The sequence below is a fragment of the Sphingomonas sp. AX6 genome, from assembly GCF_902506605.1.
GTDB lineage: Bacteria > Pseudomonadota > Alphaproteobacteria > Sphingomonadales > Sphingomonadaceae > Sphingomonas.
This window is the reverse complement of record NZ_LR733979.1, coordinates 1,277,053-1,299,408: the sequence shown is the minus strand read 5'-3', so window position 1 is coordinate 1,299,408 and position 22,356 is coordinate 1,277,053. Positions and strand designations below refer to the sequence as shown.

22 protein-coding genes are annotated in these 22,356 nt (G+C 65.2%); 8 read left to right on the top strand and 14 right to left on the bottom strand.

Annotated elements, in window-relative coordinates; all coding sequences use genetic code 11:
- Nucleotides 1-228: 228 nt before the first annotated feature.
- The 8 genes from ENHY17A_RS06370 to ENHY17A_RS06335 all read right to left on the bottom strand — a co-directional run bounded on the left by ENHY17A_RS06370 (nucleotide 229) and on the right by ENHY17A_RS06335 (nucleotide 6,760).
- On the bottom strand, nucleotides 229-1,500 hold the full coding sequence (locus ENHY17A_RS06370; protein WP_159711137.1) for a glycosyltransferase: 1,272 nt from the start codon (nucleotides 1,498-1,500) through the stop codon (nucleotides 229-231).
- Nucleotides 1,501-1,560: 60 nt separating this feature from the next.
- A complete protein-coding gene (gene grxD, locus ENHY17A_RS06365; RefSeq protein WP_159711135.1) occupies nucleotides 1,561-1,884 on the bottom strand; it encodes a Grx4 family monothiol glutaredoxin in 324 nt (107 codons plus the stop codon).
- Nucleotides 1,885-1,889: 5 nt separating this feature from the next.
- On the bottom strand, nucleotides 1,890-2,132 hold the full coding sequence (locus tag ENHY17A_RS06360; protein ID WP_159711133.1) for a BolA/IbaG family iron-sulfur metabolism protein: 243 nt from the start codon (nucleotides 2,130-2,132) through the stop codon (nucleotides 1,890-1,892).
- Between the two features lie 4 nt (nucleotides 2,133-2,136).
- On the bottom strand, nucleotides 2,137-2,460 hold the full coding sequence (locus tag ENHY17A_RS06355) for a DUF1476 domain-containing protein (protein WP_159711131.1): 324 nt from the start codon (nucleotides 2,458-2,460) through the stop codon (nucleotides 2,137-2,139).
- A gap of 212 nt (nucleotides 2,461-2,672) precedes the next feature.
- Complete coding sequence (locus tag ENHY17A_RS06350; protein WP_201296347.1) at nucleotides 2,673-3,674, bottom strand: NADPH:quinone oxidoreductase family protein; 1,002 nt, start codon at nucleotides 3,672-3,674, stop codon at nucleotides 2,673-2,675.
- Nucleotides 3,637-4,266, bottom strand: coding sequence for a 3-isopropylmalate dehydratase small subunit (leuD, locus tag ENHY17A_RS06345; protein ID WP_159711129.1), 630 nt, complete (start codon nucleotides 4,264-4,266; stop codon nucleotides 3,637-3,639). Before leuD ends, ENHY17A_RS06350 begins: the two co-directional genes overlap by 38 nt.
- Nucleotides 4,267-4,415: 149 nt before the next feature.
- The gene (leuC, locus tag ENHY17A_RS06340; RefSeq protein ID WP_159711127.1) at nucleotides 4,416-5,861 is read right to left on the bottom strand and encodes a 3-isopropylmalate dehydratase large subunit; all 1,446 of its coding nucleotides are present in this window, start codon (nucleotides 5,859-5,861) and stop codon (nucleotides 4,416-4,418) included.
- Nucleotides 5,862-6,058: 197 nt separating this feature from the next.
- Nucleotides 6,059-6,760, bottom strand: coding sequence for an arylesterase (locus ENHY17A_RS06335; protein ID WP_159711125.1), 702 nt, complete (start codon nucleotides 6,758-6,760; stop codon nucleotides 6,059-6,061).
- A 17-nt stretch (nucleotides 6,761-6,777) separates the two neighbouring features.
- On the opposite strand from ENHY17A_RS06335, the gene ENHY17A_RS06330 reads away from it, so the two are divergent.
- On the top strand, nucleotides 6,778-7,479 hold the full coding sequence (locus ENHY17A_RS06330; protein ID WP_159711123.1) for an ABC transporter ATP-binding protein: 702 nt from the start codon (nucleotides 6,778-6,780) through the stop codon (nucleotides 7,477-7,479).
- Nucleotides 7,480-7,619: 140 nt separating this feature from the next.
- A complete protein-coding gene (locus ENHY17A_RS06325; protein WP_236547775.1) occupies nucleotides 7,620-10,121 on the top strand; it encodes an ABC transporter permease in 2,502 nt (833 codons plus the stop codon).
- Nucleotides 10,122-10,330: 209 nt separating this feature from the next.
- Here the strand turns inward: ENHY17A_RS06325 and gatB are convergent, their stop codons facing one another.
- From gatB to gatC, 3 genes are read right to left on the bottom strand one after another with little or no spacing between them, the layout of a single operon-like run.
- On the bottom strand, nucleotides 10,331-11,815 hold the full coding sequence (gene gatB, locus ENHY17A_RS06320) for an Asp-tRNA(Asn)/Glu-tRNA(Gln) amidotransferase subunit GatB (protein ID WP_159711119.1): 1,485 nt from the start codon (nucleotides 11,813-11,815) through the stop codon (nucleotides 10,331-10,333).
- 11 nt (nucleotides 11,816-11,826) lie between these two features.
- The gene (gene gatA / locus ENHY17A_RS06315; protein ID WP_159711117.1) at nucleotides 11,827-13,311 is read right to left on the bottom strand and encodes an Asp-tRNA(Asn)/Glu-tRNA(Gln) amidotransferase subunit GatA; all 1,485 of its coding nucleotides are present in this window, start codon (nucleotides 13,309-13,311) and stop codon (nucleotides 11,827-11,829) included.
- The gene (gatC, locus tag ENHY17A_RS06310) at nucleotides 13,311-13,598 is read right to left on the bottom strand and encodes an Asp-tRNA(Asn)/Glu-tRNA(Gln) amidotransferase subunit GatC (RefSeq protein WP_159711115.1); all 288 of its coding nucleotides are present in this window, start codon (nucleotides 13,596-13,598) and stop codon (nucleotides 13,311-13,313) included. The genes gatA and gatC overlap by 1 nt, the downstream gene beginning before the upstream one ends.
- Before the next feature lie 124 nt (nucleotides 13,599-13,722).
- On the opposite strand from gatC, the gene ENHY17A_RS06305 reads away from it, so the two are divergent.
- The 5 genes from ENHY17A_RS06305 to ENHY17A_RS06285 all read left to right on the top strand — a co-directional run bounded on the left by ENHY17A_RS06305 (nucleotide 13,723) and on the right by ENHY17A_RS06285 (nucleotide 18,420).
- Entirely contained in the window at nucleotides 13,723-14,826 is a 1,104-nt protein-coding gene (locus tag ENHY17A_RS06305; protein ID WP_159711113.1) for a DUF3089 domain-containing protein, read from the top strand.
- Nucleotides 14,823-15,284, top strand: coding sequence for a Holliday junction resolvase RuvX (ruvX, locus tag ENHY17A_RS06300; RefSeq protein WP_159711111.1), 462 nt, complete (start codon nucleotides 14,823-14,825; stop codon nucleotides 15,282-15,284). Before ENHY17A_RS06305 ends, ruvX begins: the two co-directional genes overlap by 4 nt.
- Before the next feature lie 49 nt (nucleotides 15,285-15,333).
- Nucleotides 15,334-16,323 (top strand): aspartate carbamoyltransferase catalytic subunit, encoded by a 990-nt coding sequence (locus tag ENHY17A_RS06295; RefSeq protein WP_159711109.1) that lies wholly within the window; start codon nucleotides 15,334-15,336, stop codon nucleotides 16,321-16,323.
- Nucleotides 16,320-17,540, top strand: coding sequence for a dihydroorotase (locus ENHY17A_RS06290; protein WP_159711107.1), 1,221 nt, complete (start codon nucleotides 16,320-16,322; stop codon nucleotides 17,538-17,540). Before ENHY17A_RS06295 ends, ENHY17A_RS06290 begins: the two co-directional genes overlap by 4 nt.
- A 97-nt stretch (nucleotides 17,541-17,637) precedes the next feature.
- Nucleotides 17,638-18,420, top strand: coding sequence for a helix-turn-helix domain-containing protein (locus ENHY17A_RS06285; protein WP_159711105.1), 783 nt, complete (start codon nucleotides 17,638-17,640; stop codon nucleotides 18,418-18,420).
- 31 nt (nucleotides 18,421-18,451) lie between these two features.
- Here ENHY17A_RS06285 and ENHY17A_RS06280 read toward each other — a convergent pair whose 3' ends face one another.
- From ENHY17A_RS06280 to ENHY17A_RS06270, 3 genes are read right to left on the bottom strand one after another with little or no spacing between them, the layout of a single operon-like run.
- Entirely contained in the window at nucleotides 18,452-19,822 is a 1,371-nt protein-coding gene (locus ENHY17A_RS06280) for an SPOR domain-containing protein (protein ID WP_159711103.1), read from the bottom strand.
- 21 nt (nucleotides 19,823-19,843) lie between these two features.
- The gene (locus tag ENHY17A_RS06275; RefSeq protein WP_159714221.1) at nucleotides 19,844-20,440 is read right to left on the bottom strand and encodes a hypothetical protein; all 597 of its coding nucleotides are present in this window, start codon (nucleotides 20,438-20,440) and stop codon (nucleotides 19,844-19,846) included.
- Nucleotides 20,441-20,462: 22 nt separating this feature from the next.
- On the bottom strand, nucleotides 20,463-21,176 hold the full coding sequence (locus ENHY17A_RS06270) for a ParA family protein (RefSeq protein WP_159711101.1): 714 nt from the start codon (nucleotides 21,174-21,176) through the stop codon (nucleotides 20,463-20,465).
- Between the two features lie 180 nt (nucleotides 21,177-21,356).
- Here ENHY17A_RS06270 and ENHY17A_RS06265 point away from each other — a divergent pair, with 180 nt between their 5' ends.
- Nucleotides 21,357-22,292 carry an SPOR domain-containing protein gene (locus ENHY17A_RS06265; protein ID WP_236547774.1) on the top strand — a complete coding sequence of 312 codons (936 nt, stop codon included), beginning with the start codon at nucleotides 21,357-21,359 and terminating at the stop codon, nucleotides 22,290-22,292.
- Nucleotides 22,293-22,356: the final 64 nt, after the last annotated feature.

The window sequence follows — 22,356 nt, the reverse complement described above, 5'->3', positions numbered from 1 at the left end:
TAGTCAAGGGTCTGAACGCTGGCTGAACGATCATCGGCCGTAACGATTTTACAAAGTGTCGGCGGCGCTTACACCTTGAGGGCAGTCGCCGAAGGGATTAACCAAGAAACTCAGGCATTTTAGGCCTTTGTCGCGATTGGCACGCTGTCTGCTTATCTCTGGACAGCTCGAACATCTCGAAGCTTCCAGGCGGGCTGACGCTCTTCTCCGACTCTCGCGTCGGCCCGCCTACCCGGCCATCGCTGTCGTTTCGCGGTCGCGCACCGCCTCCATGCCGGACGCGCTTCGCCGCGCGGCTTGGGCAAGCGCTTTGGGATAGATCTCCTCAAGCAGCGTTTTGAACGTGCGATCCCAGCCATAGCGCTCGGCGACCACAATGCGGGCGCGTTCACCGACTGCCCCCGCCCCCTGCTCCCAAATCGTTTGGACGTGTCGTGCCATCCCCTGTGTGTCATCGATGGGGGCAAGCAGCCCCAGCCCCTCGGGGACCCGGTCGGGCATGGCCCCGCCAGCAACACCGACCACGGGCAGTCCGCTCGCCTGGGCCTCCAGCACGGAAATCCCGAATGTCTCGTCCGCCATCGCCGAGACGTAGATATCCGACGACGCCAGCGACCGCGCCAGGCAGGCACGATTGCGTTCGAACCCCGGAAAGGCGATCGGCAAGCCACGCGCCCGTTCCATCAGCGGCGCGCGCAGCTTGCCGTCGCCGATCATCACCATCGCCGCACCCAGTTCGGGCGGCAGCGCGCGGAACATCCCGATCAGGCGATCGGCACGCTTCTCGTTATCGATCCGCCCCGCATAAACGAGCAGCGGCCCATCGCCCGGCAATCCGAGTTCGGCGCGGTAGCCGGGATCACGCTTGTCGGGCGAAAACATTACCGTATCGACGCCAAGCGGCAACAGGTCGGTAGGCGTGACCCCGCGCTCGCCCAGCCGGTCGCGCGCATCCTGGCCCAAGGCATAGACCCCGTCGAACTCGCGATAGGTGATCTCCGCATAGCCATAGATCAGCCAGCGCAACCCCCGCGCCACCGTCTCGCCGAACTTTTCGCGTCCGACGCGGTAGACATGTGCATTGGGAAAATCGGTGCGGTAGCCCGCGACCAGCGCGGTTTTCGGATGTGCCTTGCGATGGCGAATCGCGGTCCAGGGCAGCACCCAGGGACAAAGCGATTCGATGATGTCGGGGCGATATTCGGCCAGCTGCTTACGCACGACGCCGGTGCGCAGAATGAAGCGGTAATTCGGACTGCCGCGCACCGGGTCCGCCCCGACCTCGGCAAAGATGTGGCGGCCCTCTACCGTAACCTTGTCCACCGGACCCGGCACGATCTGAAGCAGATGGTGCGGTGTGTGGTTCAGCACATAATCGCGTTTTTCACGTAGATAGGTGCTGATTCCGCCCCCGCCATGCGGGCTATAGCTTTGCGTCAGGTCGCAGATCAGCAACGGATGCCCGCCCGGCGTGGAGGGATGATCGGCGTGTCGCAGCATGTTGCGCTCCCTCCCTCGCGAGGCGAGGGGTTTCGGTTCACACGTGCGACGACACCGGCATCACTCGGGCTTTTCGCCACCCAGCAGTTCGGCCAGTTCGCCGCTTTCGTACATTTCCATCATGATGTCGGAACCGCCGATGAATTCGCCGTTCACATAGAGTTGTGGAATCGTCGGCCAGTCCGAATAGGCCTTGATCCCCTGGCGGACGCCTTGGTCCTGCAACACGTCGACGCTTTCGAATTCGGCACCGAGATGGTTGAGGATGGCGATCGCGCGGCTGGAAAAGCCGCATTGCGGAAATAGCGGGCTGCCCTTCATAAACAGCACGATATCGTTCGATTTGACGAGCCCGTCGATGCGGGCCTGGGGATCGTCGGTCATAGTCGTCACTCCTTGGCGGCCGGAACCGCAGTCGTCAGTTGCAGCGCGTGAAGCTCGCCGCCCATCCGCCCGCCCAGCGCGGCATAAACCGCGCGGGTCTGGGCGACGCGGCTCATTCCGCGAAAGCTTTCGGATGTGACGCGCGCGGCATAATGGTCGCCGTCACCCGCCAGGTCGGTGATCTCCACTTCGGCATCGGGGATGCCGGTCTTGATCAACGTTTCGATATCTTGCGCTGCCATCGGCATCGGGTCAGATCGCCTCGATGATCTGGCGGCGCGCTTCGACGGTCATATCCTCGATCGCCTTTTCGACTTCGGCTTCGTCGGTTTCGATGCCTGCCGCCGTCAGGTCGCCGACGATCTTGCGCATCACGTCGGCGTCACCCGCTTCCTCGAAATCGGCCTGGACCACCGCCTTGGCATAGGCGTCGGTTTCTTCCGGCGTCAGGTTCATCTTGGCGGCGGCCCATTGGCCGACCAGCCGGTTGCGGCGCGCGGTAACGCGAAAGGCAACTTCCTCATCGCGGGCAAACTTCGCCTCGAACGCCTTTTCGCGATCATCGAATGTCGTCATCTCGGTCACCGTCTCCTGAAAGCTGTGAACAGCCGAGATAGGGGCGGCGGGGCGCACTGGCAACGGGGAGCGCGTGGCCACCAGCACATCCACTATCGTCACCCCGGCCGAAGTGCCGGGGTCCACCGGGCAGCAAGCGGAGCGAATGAGTTCGTCTCGTTGCGCAAGCGGCTAGGTGGACCCCGGCACTTCGGCCGGGGTGACGGAGTGCGCTACTCCGCCACCGTCACCACCAGCTTCCCGATTGCGCCACGGTCACCCATCTTGGCGATCGCCTGCCCGCCATCGGCGAAGGCATAGGTTTCGGTGACGCGCGGGTTGATCTTTCCTTCTTCCCACAGGCGAAACAGCGTCGCGGTATGCGCGGCATTCGCCTTGGGATCGCGCGCAGCGAATGCGCCCCAGAACACGCCGCAGACGTCGCAGCTTTTGAGCAAGGTCAGGTTGAGCGGCAGGCGCGGAATGCCCGCGGGAAAACCGACCACCAGATAGCGCCCCTCCCACGCTATCGAGCGCAGCGCGGGTTCGGCATAGTCGCCACCGACCGGATCATAGATCACGTCGGCACCGTTCGGCCCAACCGCAGCCTTGAACTGTTCGGCCAGCGCCTTCGACGCATCCTTGTCGAACGGTGCGCGGCCATAGATGATCGTGTCGTCGGCACCCGCCTGACGTGCCGCCTCCGCCTTTTCCTCGCTCGACACCGCAGCGACGACACGCGCGCCATAGGCCTTGCCGAGTTCGATCGCGGCCAGCCCGACACCGCCAGCCGCACCCAGCACCAGCAGGGTTTGCCCGGCCTGCAACTTGCCCCGATCGAGCAGCGCGTGGATCGTCGTCGCATAGGTCAGCAGCAGCGCCGATCCTTCGGCAAAGCTGCGGCCTTCGGGCAGGCGCTGGAGCTTGACCGCGTCGACCGCGACCTTCTCCGCCAGGCCGTTCCAGCCGGTCATCGCGATCACCCGGTCGCCGGCCGCCCAGCCTTCGACCCCCTCGCCGACGCTGTCGATCAGGCCCGACACCTCGCCGCCGGGCGCGAAGGGGCGTTCGGGTTTGAACTGGTATTTGTCCTGGATGATGAGGACGTCGGGATAGTTGATCGCACAGGCCTTCACCGCGACCACCACCTGGCCCTTGCGCGCCACCGGATCGGGCGCATCGGCCAATTCTAGAGTTTCAGGTCCGCCCGGCGCTTTCGACAGCAATGCGCGCATTTCCGCTCTCCCTCGATATCCATGGACGCGCACGCGACGTGCCGTCCTCGAATTTCGAAATCGCGGTATCCTTGGCCAAGGTCAACCCTATCTCGTCCAACCCCTGCATCAGACAGTCGCGGCGAAAGGGATCGAGCTCGAAGGAAAACCGGTCCTGCAAAGGCGTGGTGACCGTCATCGTATCGAGATCGACGGTGATCGGATGATCGCGCGCGACTTCGACCAGTCGGTCCACCGCTTCCTGCGGCAGCACCACGGGGACGATGCCGTTCTTGAACGCATTCCCCGAAAAGATGTCGGAGAAGCTCGGCGCGATGACCGCTGCCACGCCCATATCGGCCAGTGCCCAGGCGGCGTGCTCGCGGCTCGACCCGCAGCCGAAATTCTCGCCCGCGATCAGGATGGGCGCGCGCCGGTAGGTCGGGTCGTCGAACAGGTTGCCGGGTTCCGCGCGCACCGTTTCGAACGCGCCCTTCGCCAGCCCTTCGCGCGTCGTCGTCTTCAACCAGTGCGCGGGGATGATGATGTCGGTATCGACATTCTTCGCGCCCCACGGATAGGCGCGGCCCGATACGGTGACGACGGGTTGCATCTTGTCACTCCCCCCGGCGCGAACCGCGCGGATTTAGTTTGCGGCGCGGACCGGCTTATCGGCCGCTTCGGCCTTCATCGAGCCGGTGGAATAAATGGCGGCAGCGCCGGTCAACAACGTGCCGGCAATCAGCAGATACATTACGCGCTTCATGATACTCGACCCCCCAACAGTTCGCGAACGTCGGTCAACCGCCCCGTGACGGCTGCTGCCGCGGCCATTGCCGGCGACATGAGGTGCGTTCGCGCACCCGGACCCTGCCTCCCTACGAAATTCCGATTCGAAGTGGAAGCACATCGTTGGCCGGGAGGCACTTTATCCGGGTTCATCGCCAGGCACATCGAACAGCCGGGTTCGCGCCATTCGAAACCGGCCTCGGTAAAGATGCGGTCGAGGCCCTCGGATTCGGCCTGGCGTTTGACGAGGCCCGATCCGGGGACGATCAGCGCCTGACGCACGCCGTCCGCGACATGGCGCCCCTTCACCACTTCCGCCGCGGCGCGCAGATCCTCGATCCGGCTGTTGGTACAACTGCCGATGAAGATATTGTCCACCGCGACATCCTGCATCCGGGTGCCGGGTTCGAGCCCCATATAATCGAGCGACTTGCGCGCCGCGACACGCTTCGATGCGTCCGCGAAGCTGTCGGGATCGGGAACGATACCTGTGATCGGAACCACGTCTTCGGGGCTGGTGCCCCAGGTCAGCGATGGCGCGATATCGGTCGCGTCGAGTTTGACGACGGCGTCATAGGTCGCTGCCGCATCGGTCGGCAGCGATCGCCAATATGCGAGCGCCCGGTCCCATGCGTCGCCGGACGGCGCCATCGGACGGCCCTTTAGATAGGCATAGGTCGTCTCGTCCGGCGCGATCAGCCCAGCACGCGCGCCGCCCTCGATCGACATGTTGCTGATCGTCAGCCGCCCCTCGATCGACAGCGCGCGGATCACCTCGCCGGTAAACTCGATGACATGCCCGGTGCCGCCCGCCGCGCCGATCTTGCCGATGATCGCCAGCACCACGTCCTTGGCCGACACGCCGAAGCCGAGCGTACCGTCGACGCGGATTTCCATCGTCTTCGACTGGCGCAGCAACAGCGTTTGCGTCGCCAACACATGCTCGACCTCGCTGGTGCCGATGCCGAAGGCGAGCGCGCCAAGTGCGCCGTGCGCGGAGGTATGGCTGTCGCCGCAAACGAGGGTGGTTCCGGGCAAGGTGAAGCCCTGTTCGGGGCCGACGACATGAACGATCCCCTGTTCGGCGGCAGTTGCGTCGATATAGTCGATGCCGAATTCGGCGGTGTTGCGTTCGAGTGCCGCGAGTTGGTCGGCGGATGCGGTGTCGGTGATCGGCAAACGCCGGCCCGCCGCATCGACCCGCGCGGTCGTCGGCAGATTATGGTCGGGGACCGCGAGCGTCAGGTCGGGACGACGCACCGATCGTCCCGCGCTGCGCAGCCCCGAAAACGCCTGGGGACTGGTCACCTCATGCACCAGATGCCGGTCGATATAGATCAGGCACGTGCCGTCACCCTGGCGTCCAACGACATGATCGGCCCAGATTTTTTCATAGAGCGTGAGCGGGCGAGTGGACATGCGGTGCGCCTTAACCGAAAACTGCGCGGATGCAATGGAGCGCTATGCGATTGTTTCTTTGCCTTGCTCAAAACGCCGTCACCCCGGCCGGAGTGCCGGGGTCCACTAAGCCGCTTGAGTGGGATCTAACTTTGAGCGCTGCGGTTGCCATTGAGTGGACCCCGGCACTCCGGCCGGGGTGACGATTTGGCTAAGCCTCATCCTTGCTCCCTCAGCGCCCCCGCCACCACCGGCGCGACCTTGCCCACCACCGCATCGACACCGGCTTCGTTCGGATGAATGCCATCAGGCAGCATCAGCGACGAATCGGTAATCACCCCGTCGAGGAAGAACGGATAGAGCGGCGCATCATATTCCGCCGACAATTCGGGGAAGATCGCGTTGAAATCGCGCGCGAAGTCCGCACCCATATTCGGCGATGCGATCATGCCGGTCAACACGGCGGGAATTTCGCGGCGACGCAGTTCGTCGAGGATCGCGACCATGTTCTTGCGGGTTTCCGCCGGGCTCAGCCCGCGCAGCATGTCGTTGCCGCCCAGCCCCAGCACCACCAGATCGGGCTTGCGGTCGTAGCCGTCGAGCGTGAAGTTCAGCCGCGCGAGGCCGGCTGCGGTCGTATCCCCCGACACGCCCGCATTGCGTACATCGGCGTTGACACCGCTTGCCGCCAACGCGCGTTGCAGTTCGGGTGCAAAACCCTGATCCTGGGGCAACTGATATCCGGCATATAAACTGTCGCCGAAAGCCACGACCAGCTTGGCATTTTGCGCATCTGCCCCCACATTGTGCGCTGCGGCAGGCGTGGGGACAGCTTCGTTCGCGTTCAGAGTATCCGGCGCGTCCGAACAGGCCGCAAGCTGGAGCGCGAGCGCGATGCCCGCAAGACGAAGATAATCCAACGGAGCGATCCTTCCCGATGCACGATATGACTAGTGGCGCGACTATCGCGATCAAGGCGCGCAATGTCACCCTTTCGCTGGGCGCGAAAGCCGCGCGGGTGGAAATCCTGCGCGGAGTCGATCTGGATGTGGGGCAAGGCGAGAGCCTGGCGATCCTGGGCGCTTCGGGATCGGGCAAGTCTTCGCTGATGGCGGTGCTGTCGGGGCTGGAACGCGCGTCGGGCGGCGAGATACTGGTCGCGGGCGTCGATCAGGGGAAGCTGGACGAAGACGGCCTGGCCCGCGCGCGGCGTGGCCGGGTCGGCATCGTGCTTCAGTCGTTCCACTTGCTGCCCACCATGACCGCGCTTGAAAATGTCGCGGTGCCGATGGAACTGGATGGCGTCCCCGATGCGTTCGATCGCGCGCGCGCCGAGCTGGAGGCCGTCGGCCTTGGTCACCGGATCGACCATTATCCCAGCCAATTGTCGGGCGGCGAGCAGCAGCGCGTCGCCATTGCCCGTGCGGTCGCGCCGCGCCCGGCGATTCTCTTTGCAGACGAGCCGACGGGCAATCTCGATGCCTCCACGGGGTCCGCGATCATCGAATTGCTATTCGACCGGCGGGCAGCGAGCGACGCGACGCTGGTGATGATTACGCATGATCCGGGACTGGCCGAACGCTGCGACCGGATCGTGGAGATGCGTGACGGAAATATTGTGTCGGAGCGGCGTCCGTGAGTTCGGATTCGGGCACGCCAAACTCATCCCTCGCCTCACAAACCCCGTTCGTTTCGAGCGAAGTCGAGAAACGTGACCCGAGCGCCCGCGAGCGTTTCTCGACTTCGCTCGAAACGAACGGAAGTTTGGGCTGGAGCGCCGTGTGGAAAATCGCGCGCCGCGACCTGTCGGGCCGTTTCCGCGGCCTCCGCCTCCTCTTCCTCTGCCTGTTCCTCGGCGTCGCCACGCTCGCCGCAATCGGCAGCCTAACCTCGGCAATCACCGGCGAACTTGCCGATCGCGGGCAAATGATCCTGGGCGGCGATATCGAGGTCGAGACCTCGCAACGCGAAATCCCCGTGTCCGATCTCGCCCAACTTCGTGAATACGGCACATTGTCTGAAACCCTGCGGATGCGAGCAATGGCCAACCGCGTCGTGCCCGCAAGCGATGGCGGACCGGACGCAGTGCTGACCGAGCTCAAGGGCGTGGACGGTGCCTATCCGCTATACGGTGCGCTGACCGTCACTGGCGGGCGCGTCGAGGGTGGTCTTCCCGCCGACGCCCTGGTCATCGGCCAGTCTCTGGCGGATCGGTTGCAGGTCGGGATCGGCGACCGGTTGCGCTATGGTAATGCGACCTTCCGCATCGCCGATCTCATCGTCGACGAGCCCGACCGGGTGGGCGAAGGCTTCACGCTCGGCCCCGTTGCGATCACCTCGGTAGAGGGCCTGCGGCGCACTGACCTCATTCAGCCGGGCAGCCTGTATCAGGCGAAATACCGCATCCGCCTGCCCGCCACCACCGACGCGTCGGAAGTGCGCGAAGCGATGGAGGAACGGTTCGCCGAGCAGACCTATGAATATAAGGACCGCGACCGCGCCGCGCCGGGGGCCAACCGCTTCTTCGAACGCATGGGCCAGTTCCTGACACTAATCGGGCTGACCGCGCTCATCATCGCCGGGATCGGCGTGTCGAACGGGGTGTCGTCCTATCTGACCGCCAAGCGCAACAGCATCGCGACGTTGAAGGTGCTGGGGGCGAGCAGCCGCGACATCCAGCGCATCTATATGGCGCAGATCGGCGCGGTGGCGGCGCTTGCCATCATCGTTGGGCTGACAGTGGGGGCGCTGATCCCGCCGCTGCTCGTCGCCGCCGCGCGCGACGTGCTGCCGATCCAGCCGGGATTCAGCCTGCACCCGCTGCCGCTGCTCACCAGCGCGATCTATGGCTTGCTGATCGCGTTGATCTTCACCCTGCCCCCGCTGGCGCGTGCGCGAACTGAACCGGCTGCTGCGCTGTTTCGCGGAGCGGTCGAGACGCGCGGGCGCTATGATCGCCGGACGATCGGATTGGTTGCCTTGGCGGGCGCGGGCGTGGTCGCACTGGCGCTGGTCACCGCGCGCGAGCCGTTATTCTCCGCCGCCGTGCTGGGGGCGACTGCCGCCGTGCTCGGCCTGTTATTCGCGATCGGCTGGGGCGTGCGGGTGTTGTCGCGCCGGGTGCCGCGACCCAAGAGTCCGTTGTGGCGGCTCGCCATCACCAATCTCCACCGGCCCGGCGCGCAGACTGCGCCGTTGGTGGTCGCACTCGGCTTGGCGCTGACGCTGTTCGTCACGTTGGCGGCGATCCAGACCAGCCTGAATGCCGAAATCGCGCGGACGGTTCCGGCCAAGGCACCCAACCAGTTCGTGCTCGACATTCCCGTCGCCGAACAGGACCGGTTTCGCGAGATCGTAACCGCCGAGGCACCCGAGGCGGAGTTGAACGTCGTCCCCTCGCTGCGCGGTACGATCACTGCCTATGGTGACACGCGGGTCGCCGATCTGGAGGAACTGCCAGAGGGCGCTTGGTTCCTTCGCGGCGAGCGCGGCGTGACCTATTCCGACGTCCTGCCCGAGGGCAGCGACCTGACCGCGGGTGAATGGTGGGCCGCGGATTATGACGGCCCACCGCTCGTCTCGCTCGATCAGGAAGCGGCGGAAACGCTGGGCGTCGGCATCGGCGACACCATGACCGTCAGCATCTTGGGACGCGAGATCCCTGCTCGGATCGCGTCGCTGCGTCAGGTCAATTGGGACACGATGGGCTTCAACTATATCATGGTGTTCTCGCCCAACACGCTGGTCGCAGCACCGCACAGTCTGACCGCGACGATCAGCATGGACCCAGCGAACGACTCAGCGGTTTCGCGCGCAGTGCTGGGCGCGTTCCCCAATGCGACTCTGATCGCGGTGGGCGAGGTGATCGAACAGGTGAGCGGGTTGCTGGGCCAGATGTCGGGGGCGATCGTCGCGGCGGCATCGATCGCGATTCTTGCGGGCATCGCGGTGCTGATCGGCGCGATTGCAGCGTCGCGGGCGGCGCGGAGTTACGACAGCGTGATCCTGAAGACGCTGGGCGCGACGCGGTGGCAGGTGCTGGGGGCGCAGGCGGTCGAATATGCGCTGCTTGCGAGCGTGCTGGCGCTGGTCAGCCTGGCGCTGGGCATGACCGCAGCGTGGTTCGTGATCGTCCAGGTGTTCGATTTCGGCTGGTCGCCCGATTGGGGCGTGGTGCTGGCGACGCTGCTGGGGGGCGCGGCGTTGACGCTGGGGATTAGTTTGGCGGGGTCGATCCCGCTGATGTCGGTGCGCCCTGCTCAGGCCTTGCGGGCGCTGTGAGGAAGTAAGAGGGTTCACGCAAAGGCACGAAGGCGCGAAAAGGAGGGAATTTGTCTCGCGCAGAGGCCCAGAGAGCGCAGAGGAGGAAATTGCCGCGTAGCGGCTTTCATTCCCTATCCGCGACGTCGAAGGGTGAGATTAGTTGAAGCCGCTACGCGGCCCTATCACGATGCTCTGCGCCTTTGCGCCTTTGCGTGAACCAGTCCTTCCTAACCCAGCGCCTTTTTCAGCAGCTCGTTCACAACCGAGGGATTGGCCTTGCCCGCCATCGCCTTCATCGTCTGGCCGACGAAGAAGCCGAAGAGCTTATCCTTGCCGCCGCGATATTCGGCGACCTTGTCTTCGTTGGCGGCCATCACCTTGGCGATTTCGGCTTCGATCGCGCCGGTGTCGCTGGTCTGTTTCAGCCCGCGTTCCTCGACGATGGTGCCCGCGTCCTGACCGGTCTCGAGCATGATTTCGAACACCTGCTTGCCCAGCGTGTTCGAGATCGTCCCGTCGGCGACCAGCGCGAGCAGTTCCGCGCCCTGCTTCGGCGAAACGGGCGAGTCCTCGACACCCTTGCCCAGCCGGTTGAGCGCGCCGAACAGGTCGGACAGCAGCCAATTGGCCGCGGCCTTCGCCGTCACCTTGTCGCCGCCTGCCGCCGCCAGTTCCTCGAACCAGCGTGCGGTTTCGTGCTCGGCAGTCAGGACGGCGGCGTTGTAGGCCGACAGCCCCAGTTCGCCCTCATACCGCGCGCGCTTCGCGTCCGGCAGTTCGGGCAGGCTAGCGCGGCATTCCTCCAGAAACGCATCGTCGAGTTCGAGCGGCAACAGATCAGGATCGGGAAAATAGCGATAGTCGTGCGCGTCTTCCTTCGACCGCATCGACCGCGTCTCATTGCGATCGGGATCGTAGAGCCGCGTTTCCTGGACGATCTTGCCGCCCGCCTCCAGCACATCGACCTGACGCTGGGCTTCCTGTTCGATCACTGCCATCACGAAACGGACCGAGTTCACGTTCTTGGTTTCGGTCCGCGTGCCGAATTCGTCGCCGGGCTTGCGCACGCTGACATTCACGTCGGCGCGCATCGAGCCTTCTTCCATATTGCCGTCGCACGATCCGACATAGCGCAGGATCGAGCGCAGCTTGCGGACATAGGCGCCCGCTTCCTGTGGCGAGCGCATGTCGGGGCGGCTGACGATTTCCATCAGCGCGACGCCCGAACGGTTGAGATCGACATAGGAGCGCGTCGGATGCTGATCGTGCATCAGCTTGCCCGCATCCTGTTCGATATGGATGCGCTCGACGCCGATTTCCTTGGTCGCGGAGTTAGGATCCTTTTCGTCGAGCGTGACGGTGATCACGCCTTCGCCGACGATCGGGTGATAGAGCTGGCTGATCTGATAGCCCTGCGGCAAATCGGCGTAGAAATAATTCTTCCGATCGAACCGCGACCATTTGTTGATCTGCGCGTCGATCGCCATGCCGGTGCGTACGGCCTGCCGCACGCATTCGCGGTTCGGCACGGGCAGCATCCCCGGCATCGCCGCGTCGACGAGGCTGACCTGGCTGTTCGGCTCCGCGCCGAATTCGGTCGAGGCGCCGGAGAACAGCTTGGCCTTTGAGGTAATCTGCGCATGGACTTCGAGGCCGATCACGACCTCCCATTCGCCGGTCGCGCCCTGGATGCGGTATGTGGAATCGGTCATCGTCATCTCGCTCACCACCACGCCTCGGGCCTCGCCACGAACCCGGCGCGCTGTTCGAGCGCGAGGCTCGCGTTCAACACGCCCTGTTCGTCCAGCGCCTTGCCGATCACCTGCAAGCCAAGCGGCAGGCCCTGTTTGTCGAGCCCGCCGGGCACGCTCATCGCGGGGAGGCCCGCCAGAGACGAAGGCACGGTGAAGACGTCGTTCAAATACATTGCCAGCGGATCGGCCGATTTCTCGCCAAGCGCGAACGCCGCCGACGGTGCGGTCGGGGTCAGCAGGTAATCACATTGCTCCCAAGCCTTGTCGAAATCCTGCGCGATCAGGGTGCGGACCTTCGATGCCTGGGTGAAATAGGCGTCGTAAAAGCCCGCCGACAGCACATAGGTGCCGATCAGGATGCGGCGCTTTACCTCCGGCCCGAATCCCGCGGCGCGGGTGGCGGCGTACATGTCCTGAAGGTTCGCGCCTTCGGGCAATTCGCGCTGGCCGAACCGCACGCCGTCATAGCGCGCCAGGTTCGACGAAGCCTCGGCGGGCGCGATGATATAATAGGCGGGCAGCGCATATTTGGTGTGGGGCAGCGAAACCTCGACGATTTCGGCACCTGCGTCGCGCATCCATTCGATGCCCTGCTGCCACAGGGCGTCAATCTCGGCGGGCATGTTGTCGACGCGGTACTCCTTGGGGATACCGATCTTCTTGCCCGCCAGACTGGGGTTGAGCGCGGCTTCCCAGTTGGGAACGTCGAGTTGAAGCGAAGTGCCGTCCTTGGGATCGAATCCGGCCATCGCCTCGAGCATGATCGCACAGTCGCGCACGTCGCGTGCCATCGGCCCGGCCTGATCGAGCGACGATGCGAACGCTACCGTCCCCCAGCGCGAGCAGCGGCCATAGGTCGGCTTGATGCCGGAGATGCCGACAAATGCCGCGGGCTGACGGATCGAACCGCCGGTGTCGGTGCCGGTGGCCCCTGGGCAAAGCCGCGCGGCGACCGCCGCCGACGACCCGCCCGACGACCCGCCGGGCGCGAGCGGTGCGTTGCCGCCATCGCTGCGCCGCCAGGGCGAAATCACGTTGCCGAACGCGCTCGTCTCGTTCGACGAACCCATCGCGAACTGGTCCATGTTGAGCTTGCCCAACATCCCCGCGCCCGCATCCCACAGATTCTGCGAGACGGTGGACTCATAAGTGGGCGTGAAGCCTTCGAGGATGTGGCTCGCCGCGGTGGTCTGCACGCCCTTGGTACAGAACAGATCCTTCATGCCGATGGGGACGCCCGCCAGCGGCTTCAGCGTCTCGCCCGCCGCGCGTGCTGCGTCCGCCGCCTTTGCCGCAGCCAGTGCGTGGTCCGGCGTTTCCACCAGAAACGCGTTGAGTTCCTTGGCGGCCGCTACCTTGACGATGAACGCGTCGGCGACTTCGCGTGCGGAGAAACTGCCTTCGCGCACGCCATCGCGAATGGCGGCGATGCCGAGATCGGTCAGGTCGGTCATTATTCGATCACCTTGGGCACGGCGAAAAAGCCGTGTTCGGCCTGGGGGGCATTGGCGAGCACATCGTCACGCACGCCGCCATCGGTCACGACATCGTCGCGCAGCCGCAGCGTGTTGGGAATGACGGCGGTCATCGGTTGCACAGACGAGGTATCGACCTCCCCTAATTGCTCGATCCAGCCGAGGATGTTGCTGAGTTCGGGGGCCAGGCGCTGGGCATCGTCATCGCTGATCGCGATGCGGGCCAGGCTCGCCACTTTCTTGACGGTTTGGATATCGACGGACATGCGCCTGCGGCTAGCAGAGCGTGGCCTTTCCCTGCAATCCTATTCGCGCAAGGGTTCGCAAAGCGGTCTTGCACGGCTAAGACCCGACACTTCCCCTCCCCGTTTCAGTTCACCGGAGCGCCTGTTGGCCCGCAAGTTTCTCTACATCATCGCCATATTGATCGTGCTGGCCATCGCTGCCCTGTTCGCGCTGCGCATGTTCAGCACCGAGTTGAGCCGGGTCGCGTTCGTGCCGACGACCGAATTCACGCCCGAACCGGCAATGGCGCAGAATGCCTATGCCGACCCCAAGATGTGGCTGGCGCGCCCCGATCTGGGCAACAATCCGGCGCTTTGGGCACCGCCTGGCGTCGCACCGGTGGCGGACGGAGAAGTTGCGACCTTTTTCATCCATCCGACCTCCTATCTGGGCAAGGAGCGCTGGAACGCGGCGCTCGACGACGCCGAGACCAATGGTCGCGCGTCGCTGTTCCTGCGCGGGCAGGCGTCCGCCTTCAACGGCGTCGGTGCGGTCTGGGCACCGCGCTATCGCCAGGCGACCTTCGGCGCATTCCTGACCAGCGAGGAAAGCGCCAATCAGGCGCTCGCCCTAGCTTATCGCGACGTGTCCGCCGCATTCGACCAGTTTCTGGAGGAAGTCGGCGACCGGCCGATCGTGCTCGCCGGACATAGCCAGGGCGGGCTGCACCTGACGCGGTTGCTGGCCGAGCGGGTTGCCAACACCCCGCTCGCCGAACGCGTGGTCGCCGCCTATGTTGTCGGTTGGCCGGTGTCGGAGACCGCCGACCTGCCCGCGCTGGGACTGGCCGAGTGCCGGACCGAGGATCAGGCGAACTGCATCGCGTCGTGGCAAAGCTTCGGCGAGCCCGCCGACCCGTCGCTGATCTACGAGAATTTCGATGGCACCACGGGCTATGCGGGTACCCCGCGCGCCAATACGCAATTGATTTGCACGAACCCGCTGACCGGTCGCGCCGACGATGCCGCGCCTGCCGAGGCCAATCTGGGCGGTCAGAAGCCGTCCGACGACCTGACCAGCGCCGAGATCGTCCCCGGCCTTGCGCCCGCGCGCTGCGACAATCGCGGATTGCTGCTGATCGGTGAGGGGCCGGAAATGGGGCCATACGTGCTGCCGGGCAATAATTACCACGTCTATGACTATAGCCTGTTCTGGTCGAACATCCGTGCCGATGTCGCCCGCCGCGTGGCTGCCTTCGGCGCGCGATGATTACCGCCAGCGCCATCGACTATCGCGAGATATTGCCGGGTGGCGGGCGGTTGCTGGGGCTGGATGTCGGGACGAAAACGATCGGGACCGCACTGTGCGATGCAGGCTGGGCATTCGCTTCGCCTGCCGAACTGATCCGGCGCACCAAATTTACGAAGGACAAGGTGGCGATCCAGGCGCTGATCGCCGCCCAAAGCGTCAAGGGATTGGTCATCGGCCTGCCCCTCAACATGGACGGCAGCGATTCACCCCGCACGCAGTCAACCCGGGCGTTCGCGCGCAATGTCGATGATCTGGGCCTGCCAATCCTGTTGTGGGACGAACGCTGGTCGACGGTCGCGGTCGAACGTGTGATGATCGAACAGGATATGAGCCGGGCGAAACGCGCGGAGAAGATCGACAACATGGCCGCCGCCCACATCCTGCAAGCCGCGATCGATGCGCTGTGCGCGGGATGAGCGGACACCGCTTGCCACCCGCCCCCACCCGGTTTAGGCCGCGACTTTAATGCAAGCATCCGATCACAGCCCCGCAGCGCAGCTTCCCGGCCGCGCGGCGTTTCCGCACCGGCATCTGACCGGCATCTCGGGACTCGAACCGCATCAGATCATGTTCCTGCTCGACGAAGCGGAGCGCTGGATCGAACCGATGCGCGAACGGCGCCCCAGCGATCACCGGCTGGACGGGCTTACCCAGATCAACGCGTTCTTCGAGAACTCGACGCGCACGCTGCTGAGCTTCGAGATTGCGGGCAAGCGGCTAGGCGCCGACGTCGTCAACATGCACGCCGCGCAATCGAGCGTGAAGAAGGGTGAGACGCTGATCGACACGGCGATGACGCTGAACGCGATGCGCGCCGATGTGATCGTCATCCGCCACGGATCGTCGGGCGCGGTGCAATTGATCGCGGACAAGGTGGACTGCCCGGTGCTGAACGCGGGCGATGGCTGGCACGAGCATCCGACGCAAGCGTTGCTCGACGCGCTGACGATCCGTCGCCGTCGAGGGAGCATTGCGGGGCAGCGCGTGGTGATCTGCGGCGACCTGATGCACAGCCGGGTCGCGCGGTCGAACATCTTGGCGCTGACTGCGCTTGCCGCCGAGGTGCGCGTCGTCGCACCTGCGACGCTGATGCCCGAGGGCACCGACCGCATGGGGGTCGAGGCGTTTTCAGATTTCGATGCCGCGCTTGAGGGTGCCGATGTCGTGATGATGTTGCGACTTCAGAATGAACGCATGACGGGGGCGTTCATCCCCTCCACGCGCGAATATCACCTCCGTTACGGGCTGACCGCCGAGCGGTTGAAGCGTGCCAAGCCCGACGCGCTGGTCATGCATCCGGGGCCGATGAACCGCGGGATCGAAATCACCTCCGAGGTCGCCGACATGCCGGGTCGATCGGCGATCAACGAACAGGTCGCCAATGGCGTCGCAGTGCGGATGGCGTGCCTCGACGTGCTGACGCGCGCCGAGCGCGGCGTGGAGGGCTGGGCATGAAAGCGCTCCTCACCAACGCGCGGCTGGTGTGTCCGGCGAACGGCGTGTCGCAAGGGTCGCTGCTGATCGAGGATGGCAGGATCGCCGCGATCGGTGACGTCGAAGCCCCCGCCGATACGAAGACGATCGATGCGCGCGGCCATGTCGTCGCGCCTGCGATCCTCGACCTCGGCGTCTTCAAACCGGATGCGGCGGCATGCCGGGCGGGCGGTATCGTGCGATTGGGCCTGATGCCCGATCAGTCGCCGGTGCTGGACGATCCCGGCATCGTCCAGCGTGCCGCGGCGATGGGCAAGCCCGATCTGTGGATCCATCCGATCGCGGCGGCGACGCGCGGACTGGCGGGCATCGACTTAGCCGAAATGGCAATTTTGAAGGACGCAGGCGCGCGCGCCGTCTCTACAGGGCGGGGCCGAATCGCGAACTCGGCGGTGATGCGCAAGGTGCTGGCCTATGCCCGCGACCTGAACCTGACGGTCATCGCCCATGCCGAAGATTGCGGACTGACGGCGGGCGCGGTCGCGACCGCAGGAGAGGCCGCGACCCGGCTCGGCTTGCCGGCGGCTCCCCCGGTCGCCGAAGCACTGGCCGTGGCCCGCGACCTGATGCTGGCGGAAGACACGCAAGCCGCGATCCATTTCCGCATCGTCTCGACCGCGCAATCGATCGACCTGATCCGCAAGGCGAAGGCGCGCGGCGTGCGCGTCACCTGCGGAACAACGCCCGCGCACCTCTATCTCTCGGACATCGCGATGAGCGACTTCCGCACCTTCGCCCATCTGTCGCCGCCGCTTCGTTCGGAAAGCGATCGGCAAGCGACGCGTGCAGGCGTCGCCGACGGCACGATCGACGTCATCGCATCCTCGCACGATCCACGCGGGCCGGAAGAAAAGCGCCTGCCTTTCGCCGATTCGCTGCCCGGTGCGGCGGGGGCGGCGACAATGCTCGCGCTGTCGCTGGGGCTGGTGCGCGACGAACTGGTGTCGATCGAGCGGCTGATGGCGATGCTGTCGGCCAATCCGGCAAAGTTGCTGAGGCTGGACTATGGCACGCTCGCGGTGAGTGCGCCTGCCGACCTTATGATCGTCGATATGGGTGCGCCGTGGAAGATCGACGGCGACACGCTTCCCGGCTTGGCCGCGAACACGCCGTTTGACGGGTTGCCCGTACAGGGCAAGGTCACGCATTTGATGAAGGGCGGCGTGTTGCAGCGCTAATCGCTGGGCCGCTTTACTTCCTGGTGCCCGGCGCGTTGAGGATACGAATTTTTCGGGGTAGCTGCGACGATGCCCCGGACATAAGGCCAAGTCGGATATGAGCATGCCGATGAACGAGGCCATCCTGGCGCTGACCGAAAAGGAGAAGCAGACGCTTCGTCTGATCGTCCGCGGCCACGATGCAAAATCGACGGCGCGCAGCCTGGGTCTATCGGTTCACACGATCAACGAACGCCTGCGTGATGCGCGACGCAAGATGGCGGTGTCGAGCAGCCGCCAAGCCGCCCGCCTGCTGCTCGAGGTCGAGGGCGAAAATCCGGGCTCGCCGAACCCCGATTCATTCGGGGACACGGAAATCGGGGCAGACGTAACCTCGGCCAAGGGGAATGAGGGGAGCGCGCCGATCGGCGGCGCAGGATGGGCGTCTCGCCATCCCCATATGCTTATCGGAGTGCTTCTCATGACGCTGATTCTAGGACTGCTGGCGCTGGCCGCATTGCCTCAGACCGGCACTGCGCCCCCCGTGGTATCCCCCGTCTCCGACACCCAGCCGAACTCCGAAGTCGTGGATGCAGCGCGTCGGTTTCTGACCTTGGTGGACCAGGGGCAATGGGATGAAAGCTACCAGGCAACGGGTATCGCGTTCCGCGAGTTGAACACCGCGGAGGTCTGGGCCACGGTTTCCGAAAAGGTGCGCGTACCGCTCGGCGCGGTGATCTCGCGCACATTCGTCAGTCAGGAAAACCTGCCCGCCCCGCCGCGTGGATATGAGGTGGTCAAATTCCGAACCAGCTTCGCCAACAAGGCAGAAGCGGTCGAAACCATCACGCTGGACCGCGAAGGCGGCGGCTGGCGCGTGGTGGGCATAACCATCGGCTGAACGAAGCGCTCAGCCGAGGTCGCGGCTCGATCTACCGGGAGGCGACCTGAACGCCGCGTGCCCAGCTTGCCACCCGGTCGCCCGCATGCGTCCTTACGAAACAGCGCGTGCCGCTGGCCTGGACCTGACGGCACAGCGCGTTGGCATCGCTGCGGGCGAGGCCGCCGACGGCGAGCCGGTGATATTCGACGCCACCGACGTTGGCCTGCGCCGTTTGCGGGCGCAGCTTGCCGAGCGCCGATACGCGGCGGCTCATCCGGCCCCAGGCATCCTGCGCGACACCGGCGCTGTCATAGGCACCAAGCTGAACATAATAATCGCCGCCGTCGAAATCGCGTTCGACCGCGCGGGTCGGAACGACCGGTTTTGCCGCCACACGAACCGGCGACGCCGCGCGCTCGCGGTAATTGGCGGGCAGCGCCTGGACGATTTCTTGCCGCTCGGCGAACATGATCCGCGCCACCGCGAAGACCGGGTTGCCCGCTGCGGCCGGCACGGGTGCCTCTGCCTGGGCGACCGCGACCGCCACCGGTGCCGGAACGTCGGGCTCGGCCATGAAGGGAGCCGTTTCGGCCACCGCGACCGGCGCTTCAATCGTCATGTCCATGAAATTGGGTTGCTCGGGCGCGGGTGCGGCTTCGGCCATTTGCGGCGCACTGCCCTTCAACGCAAGTTGTACCGGCTGACCGACATCCTCGACCGCCTTGACGCCCAACAACGACGCGACCTGATCGGATGCCGCGCTGGGCCGCGAAAAGGCCGCCCATTGCATGATGCGCTGATCGACATCGGCGGGCGACAGATCGATCGCCGCGACCGCGCGCGCTTCCTGCCAGCGGTCGGACAGCGCCAGCGCAAGCGCCAGATTCTGGCGCACCGTCGGCGTCGCATTTTCTTCGCGTGCGACTGCGCCCAAAAGCTGGACGGCACCGTCGGGATCGCCCGCCAGCGCAAGTGCCAGCCCACGGTCGCCCGGCGCAATCACGGTTTCGAACTTGTCGAGCGTGCGCCGCGCGCCTGCCCAGTCGCCCAGCGCGGTCTTGGCCAGCGAAAGGTTCAGCGCCGCACCGCCATTGACCGGATCGATCGTCAATGCATCGTCGAACGCTTGGCCTGCCGACAAGAAGCGCCCCGCGGCCAGATAGGATTTGCCCAGCAGCACGCGATGTTCGGCCACACCCGGCATCGCCAGCACCGCATCTTCGGCATGACCGATCGCGCGTTCCGCCTGTCCCTTGGCCAGCGCCTTGCGCGCATCCGCCGCCGCCTTTTCCGCCCGCTTGGTCATCGCCGATTCTTCGGCCGAATTGGCAATTGCGGAAACGCTGGTGAAGCCACCGATGGCGACCCCGCACATGGCGAGCGTCGAAAGACCGGCGATCAGGATGGTGCGGCTAGCCATGTTCTTTTCCTCAATTCGTATTCAGCGAACCCGGCGGCCCGGTACGCGTTCGACCAGTCCGTCCAGTTCGGTGAGTTCGCCCAGATACGCATCGAGCGCGTCGGACACGATGTTCTGCGCCGAACGATTGGTTACCGCCGACGCCAGGCGCAGGCGCAGATGGCGTTCGGTGTCGAGGCGAAGCGTGAACGCGGCTTTCGCACCCTTCTTCGCCTTGGTTTCGCGCCCCAGACGCTTCAGCGTGCCATCGCTGACCGGGCGCACAGCGACCGGTGCCGCGACTTCCACGATCGGCTCGAAGGCGGGCTCGACGACTGATTCGGGCATGGTGGCTGCGGCGACGGGCGCTTCCTCGACCGGCTCGGCGGGAAAGCGCTCGCCCAGCATTTCGCGCTGGCGGACGACTTGCGGGACTTCTGCCTGAACGGGAGCGGCGACCGCTTCCATCGGCGGATGGCCGTCATAGCCCGCGTCATACCCCATGTCGTTCCAGCCAAGATCGTCGGTCGGAACCGGCGACATCCCCAGAAACCCCTGCGGCCGCATGGCCGGTTTCGCCTGCCCCTTGCGCGCCAACAGGCCGGAGGAGAGCGAAGCGAACGGTTTGGCGTTACCCATGATGCTCATGTCGCGGCCTCCCTCAGCTCACCACGCGGCGGCCGAAGCCACCGGCGGGACGGACGCTGGCGTAACCGGTCATCGCGGCGGGTGCCGCGAACACGGTACGGCGGAAATTCTTTTCCAGCCGGTCGGAGATATAACCCCATAGCGCGGTGACTTCCGCCGCCGATTTGCCATTGGGATCGACCTCCATCACCGTGCGCCCGTCGATCATCGACGCGGCGAAATCGGTGCGGTGGTGAAGCGTTACCGGAGCGACCGTGCCGTGCTGCGACAGCGCGACCGCGGCTTCGCTGGTGATTTTTGCCTTGGGCGTCGCGCCATTGACCACGAAGATCAGCGGCTTGCCTGCACGTTCGCACAGATCGACCGTGGCGCCGACAGCGCGCAGATCGTGTGGGCTGGGCCGCGTGGGCACAACGATCAGTTCCGACACCGCGATCACACTCTGGATCGCCATGGTGATGGCAGGTGGCGTGTCGAGCACCGCCAGGCGGAAGCCCTGTTGGCGCAACACCTCGAGGTCCGCGGCAAGCCGCGCGACCGTTGTCTGGGCGAAGGCCGGATAATCAGCCTCCCGCTCGTTCCACCAATCTGCCAGCGACCCTTGCGGATCGATGTCGATCAGGACGACGGGTCCAGCGCCTGCGCGCTGTGCCTGTACGGCCAGATGCCCTGAAAGCGTGGTCTTTCCCGAACCACCCTTCTGTGATGCCATCGCCAGAACGCGCATTGATCCCCCGAATTCATGGTTCTCTCGAAAGGACGAATGACACGCGGGTTCATAAGAAATGGTAAATCGCCCGATCCCTATCCATTTCGGACGCATTGCCCGCGGCGCTAATCATTTCTTTGCAATCGCATGGTTAATCGGTCCTTATGGCTTTACGCGTCCGATAGAGGGATGAACCACATGACCCATCAGCGCCCGGCGGCACTTGCTGCGCTTGCCCTGATCCTTGCCACCCCCGCTTTTGCGCAGGACGCCGTCGAGGTGAAGGCAGGCGTCGATGCCTGGTCTAAGGGTGAGTACGACCGCGCCGTCGGCCAGTGGAAAGGCCCGGCCGAACGCGGCGATGCCGATGCCCAGTTCAATCTGGCGCAAGCGTACAAGCTGGGGCGCGGCGTACCGATCGACCTGATGCGCGCCGCCGACCTCTACGCCCGCGCCGCCAAACAGGGCCATGTCCAGGCAGGCGACAATTACGGCCTCGCGCTGTTCGAGCTGGGCAAGAAGGTCGAGGCCGCCGAATGGCTCGACAAGTCCGCCATCCGCGGCGAACCGCGGGCGCAGTTCGTGTTGGGGACGATGTTCTTCAACGGCGATGCCGTCGCAAAGGACTGGGTCCGCGCCTATGCTTTGGTCAGCCGCGCGGCGTCGTCGGGCCTGCCCCAGGCGTCGAAGACGCTGACCCAGATGGATCAATATATTTCGGTCGCCGACAAGCAAAAGGGCGTGGCGCTGGCCCGCCAATATGAAAGCGGCAAGGCCCAGCCGTCGCTGATCGCGATCAACGAAACGCCTGCGCCTCGGACGACGCCGCAGCCCACCGCGCCGGTCGCCACCGCAGCCGCCAATCCCGTCCCAACGCCAGCCAAACCCGCGACGCAACCTGCCCCCCAACCCGCGATCCGCGACGGCGGCTGGCGCGTACAGCTGGGCGCGTTCGGCGATGCGGGCAACGCGCGCAGCTTGTGGGCAAGGGTCGGCAGCCGCTTCCCCGGTCGCCAGCCCTATTATGTGAAGGCGGGGGCGATCACCCGGCTTCAGGTCGGCCCGTTCGCGTCGCAGGGCGAAGCCAACAGGGCGTGCGGTGCAGTGAAGCCATGCATCGCGGTTCGTAAGTAACGACAACCCTCGCCTCAAACCCACCCGTCGCCCCGACCGCAGTGCCGGGATTCACCCGGCGGCG

Coding starts and splice junctions, on each gene's coding strand:
- ENHY17A_RS06370 (WP_159711137.1), bottom strand. CDS start 1,500: ATGCTGCGACACGCCGATCATCCCTCCACGCCGGGCGGGCATCCGTTG.
- ENHY17A_RS06355 (WP_159711131.1), bottom strand. CDS start 2,460: ATGACGACATTCGATGATCGCGAAAAGGCGTTCGAGGCGAAGTTTGCC.
- gatC (WP_159711115.1), bottom strand. CDS start 13,598: ATGTCCGTCGATATCCAAACCGTCAAGAAAGTGGCGAGCCTGGCCCGC.
- ENHY17A_RS06330 (WP_159711123.1), top strand. CDS start 6,778: ATGCACGATATGACTAGTGGCGCGACTATCGCGATCAAGGCGCGCAAT.
- leuC (WP_159711127.1), bottom strand. CDS start 5,861: ATGTCCACTCGCCCGCTCACGCTCTATGAAAAAATCTGGGCCGATCAT.
- ENHY17A_RS06270 (WP_159711101.1), bottom strand. CDS start 21,176: ATGCGCGTTCTGGCGATGGCATCACAGAAGGGTGGTTCGGGAAAGACC.
- gatA (WP_159711117.1), bottom strand. CDS start 13,311: ATGACCGACCTGACCGATCTCGGCATCGCCGCCATTCGCGATGGCGTG.
- leuD (WP_159711129.1), bottom strand. CDS start 4,266: ATGCAACCCGTCGTCACCGTATCGGGCCGCGCCTATCCGTGGGGCGCG.
- ENHY17A_RS06360 (WP_159711133.1), bottom strand. CDS start 2,132: ATGCCGATGGCAGCGCAAGATATCGAAACGTTGATCAAGACCGGCATC.
- ENHY17A_RS06350 (WP_201296347.1), bottom strand. CDS start 3,674: ATGCGCGCATTGCTGTCGAAAGCGCCGGGCGGACCTGAAACTCTAGAA.
- ENHY17A_RS06275 (WP_159714221.1), bottom strand. CDS start 20,440: ATGGGTAACGCCAAACCGTTCGCTTCGCTCTCCTCCGGCCTGTTGGCG.
- grxD (WP_159711135.1), bottom strand. CDS start 1,884: ATGACCGACGATCCCCAGGCCCGCATCGACGGGCTCGTCAAATCGAAC.
- gatB (WP_159711119.1), bottom strand. CDS start 11,815: ATGACCGATTCCACATACCGCATCCAGGGCGCGACCGGCGAATGGGAG.
- ENHY17A_RS06280 (WP_159711103.1), bottom strand. CDS start 19,822: ATGGCTAGCCGCACCATCCTGATCGCCGGTCTTTCGACGCTCGCCATG.
- ENHY17A_RS06285 (WP_159711105.1), top strand. CDS start 17,638: ATGAGCATGCCGATGAACGAGGCCATCCTGGCGCTGACCGAAAAGGAG.
- ENHY17A_RS06265 (WP_236547774.1), top strand. CDS start 21,357: ATGACCCATCAGCGCCCGGCGGCACTTGCTGCGCTTGCCCTGATCCTT.
- ENHY17A_RS06295 (WP_159711109.1), top strand. CDS start 15,334: ATGCAAGCATCCGATCACAGCCCCGCAGCGCAGCTTCCCGGCCGCGCG.
- ENHY17A_RS06290 (WP_159711107.1), top strand. CDS start 16,320: ATGAAAGCGCTCCTCACCAACGCGCGGCTGGTGTGTCCGGCGAACGGC.
- ruvX (WP_159711111.1), top strand. CDS start 14,823: ATGATTACCGCCAGCGCCATCGACTATCGCGAGATATTGCCGGGTGGC.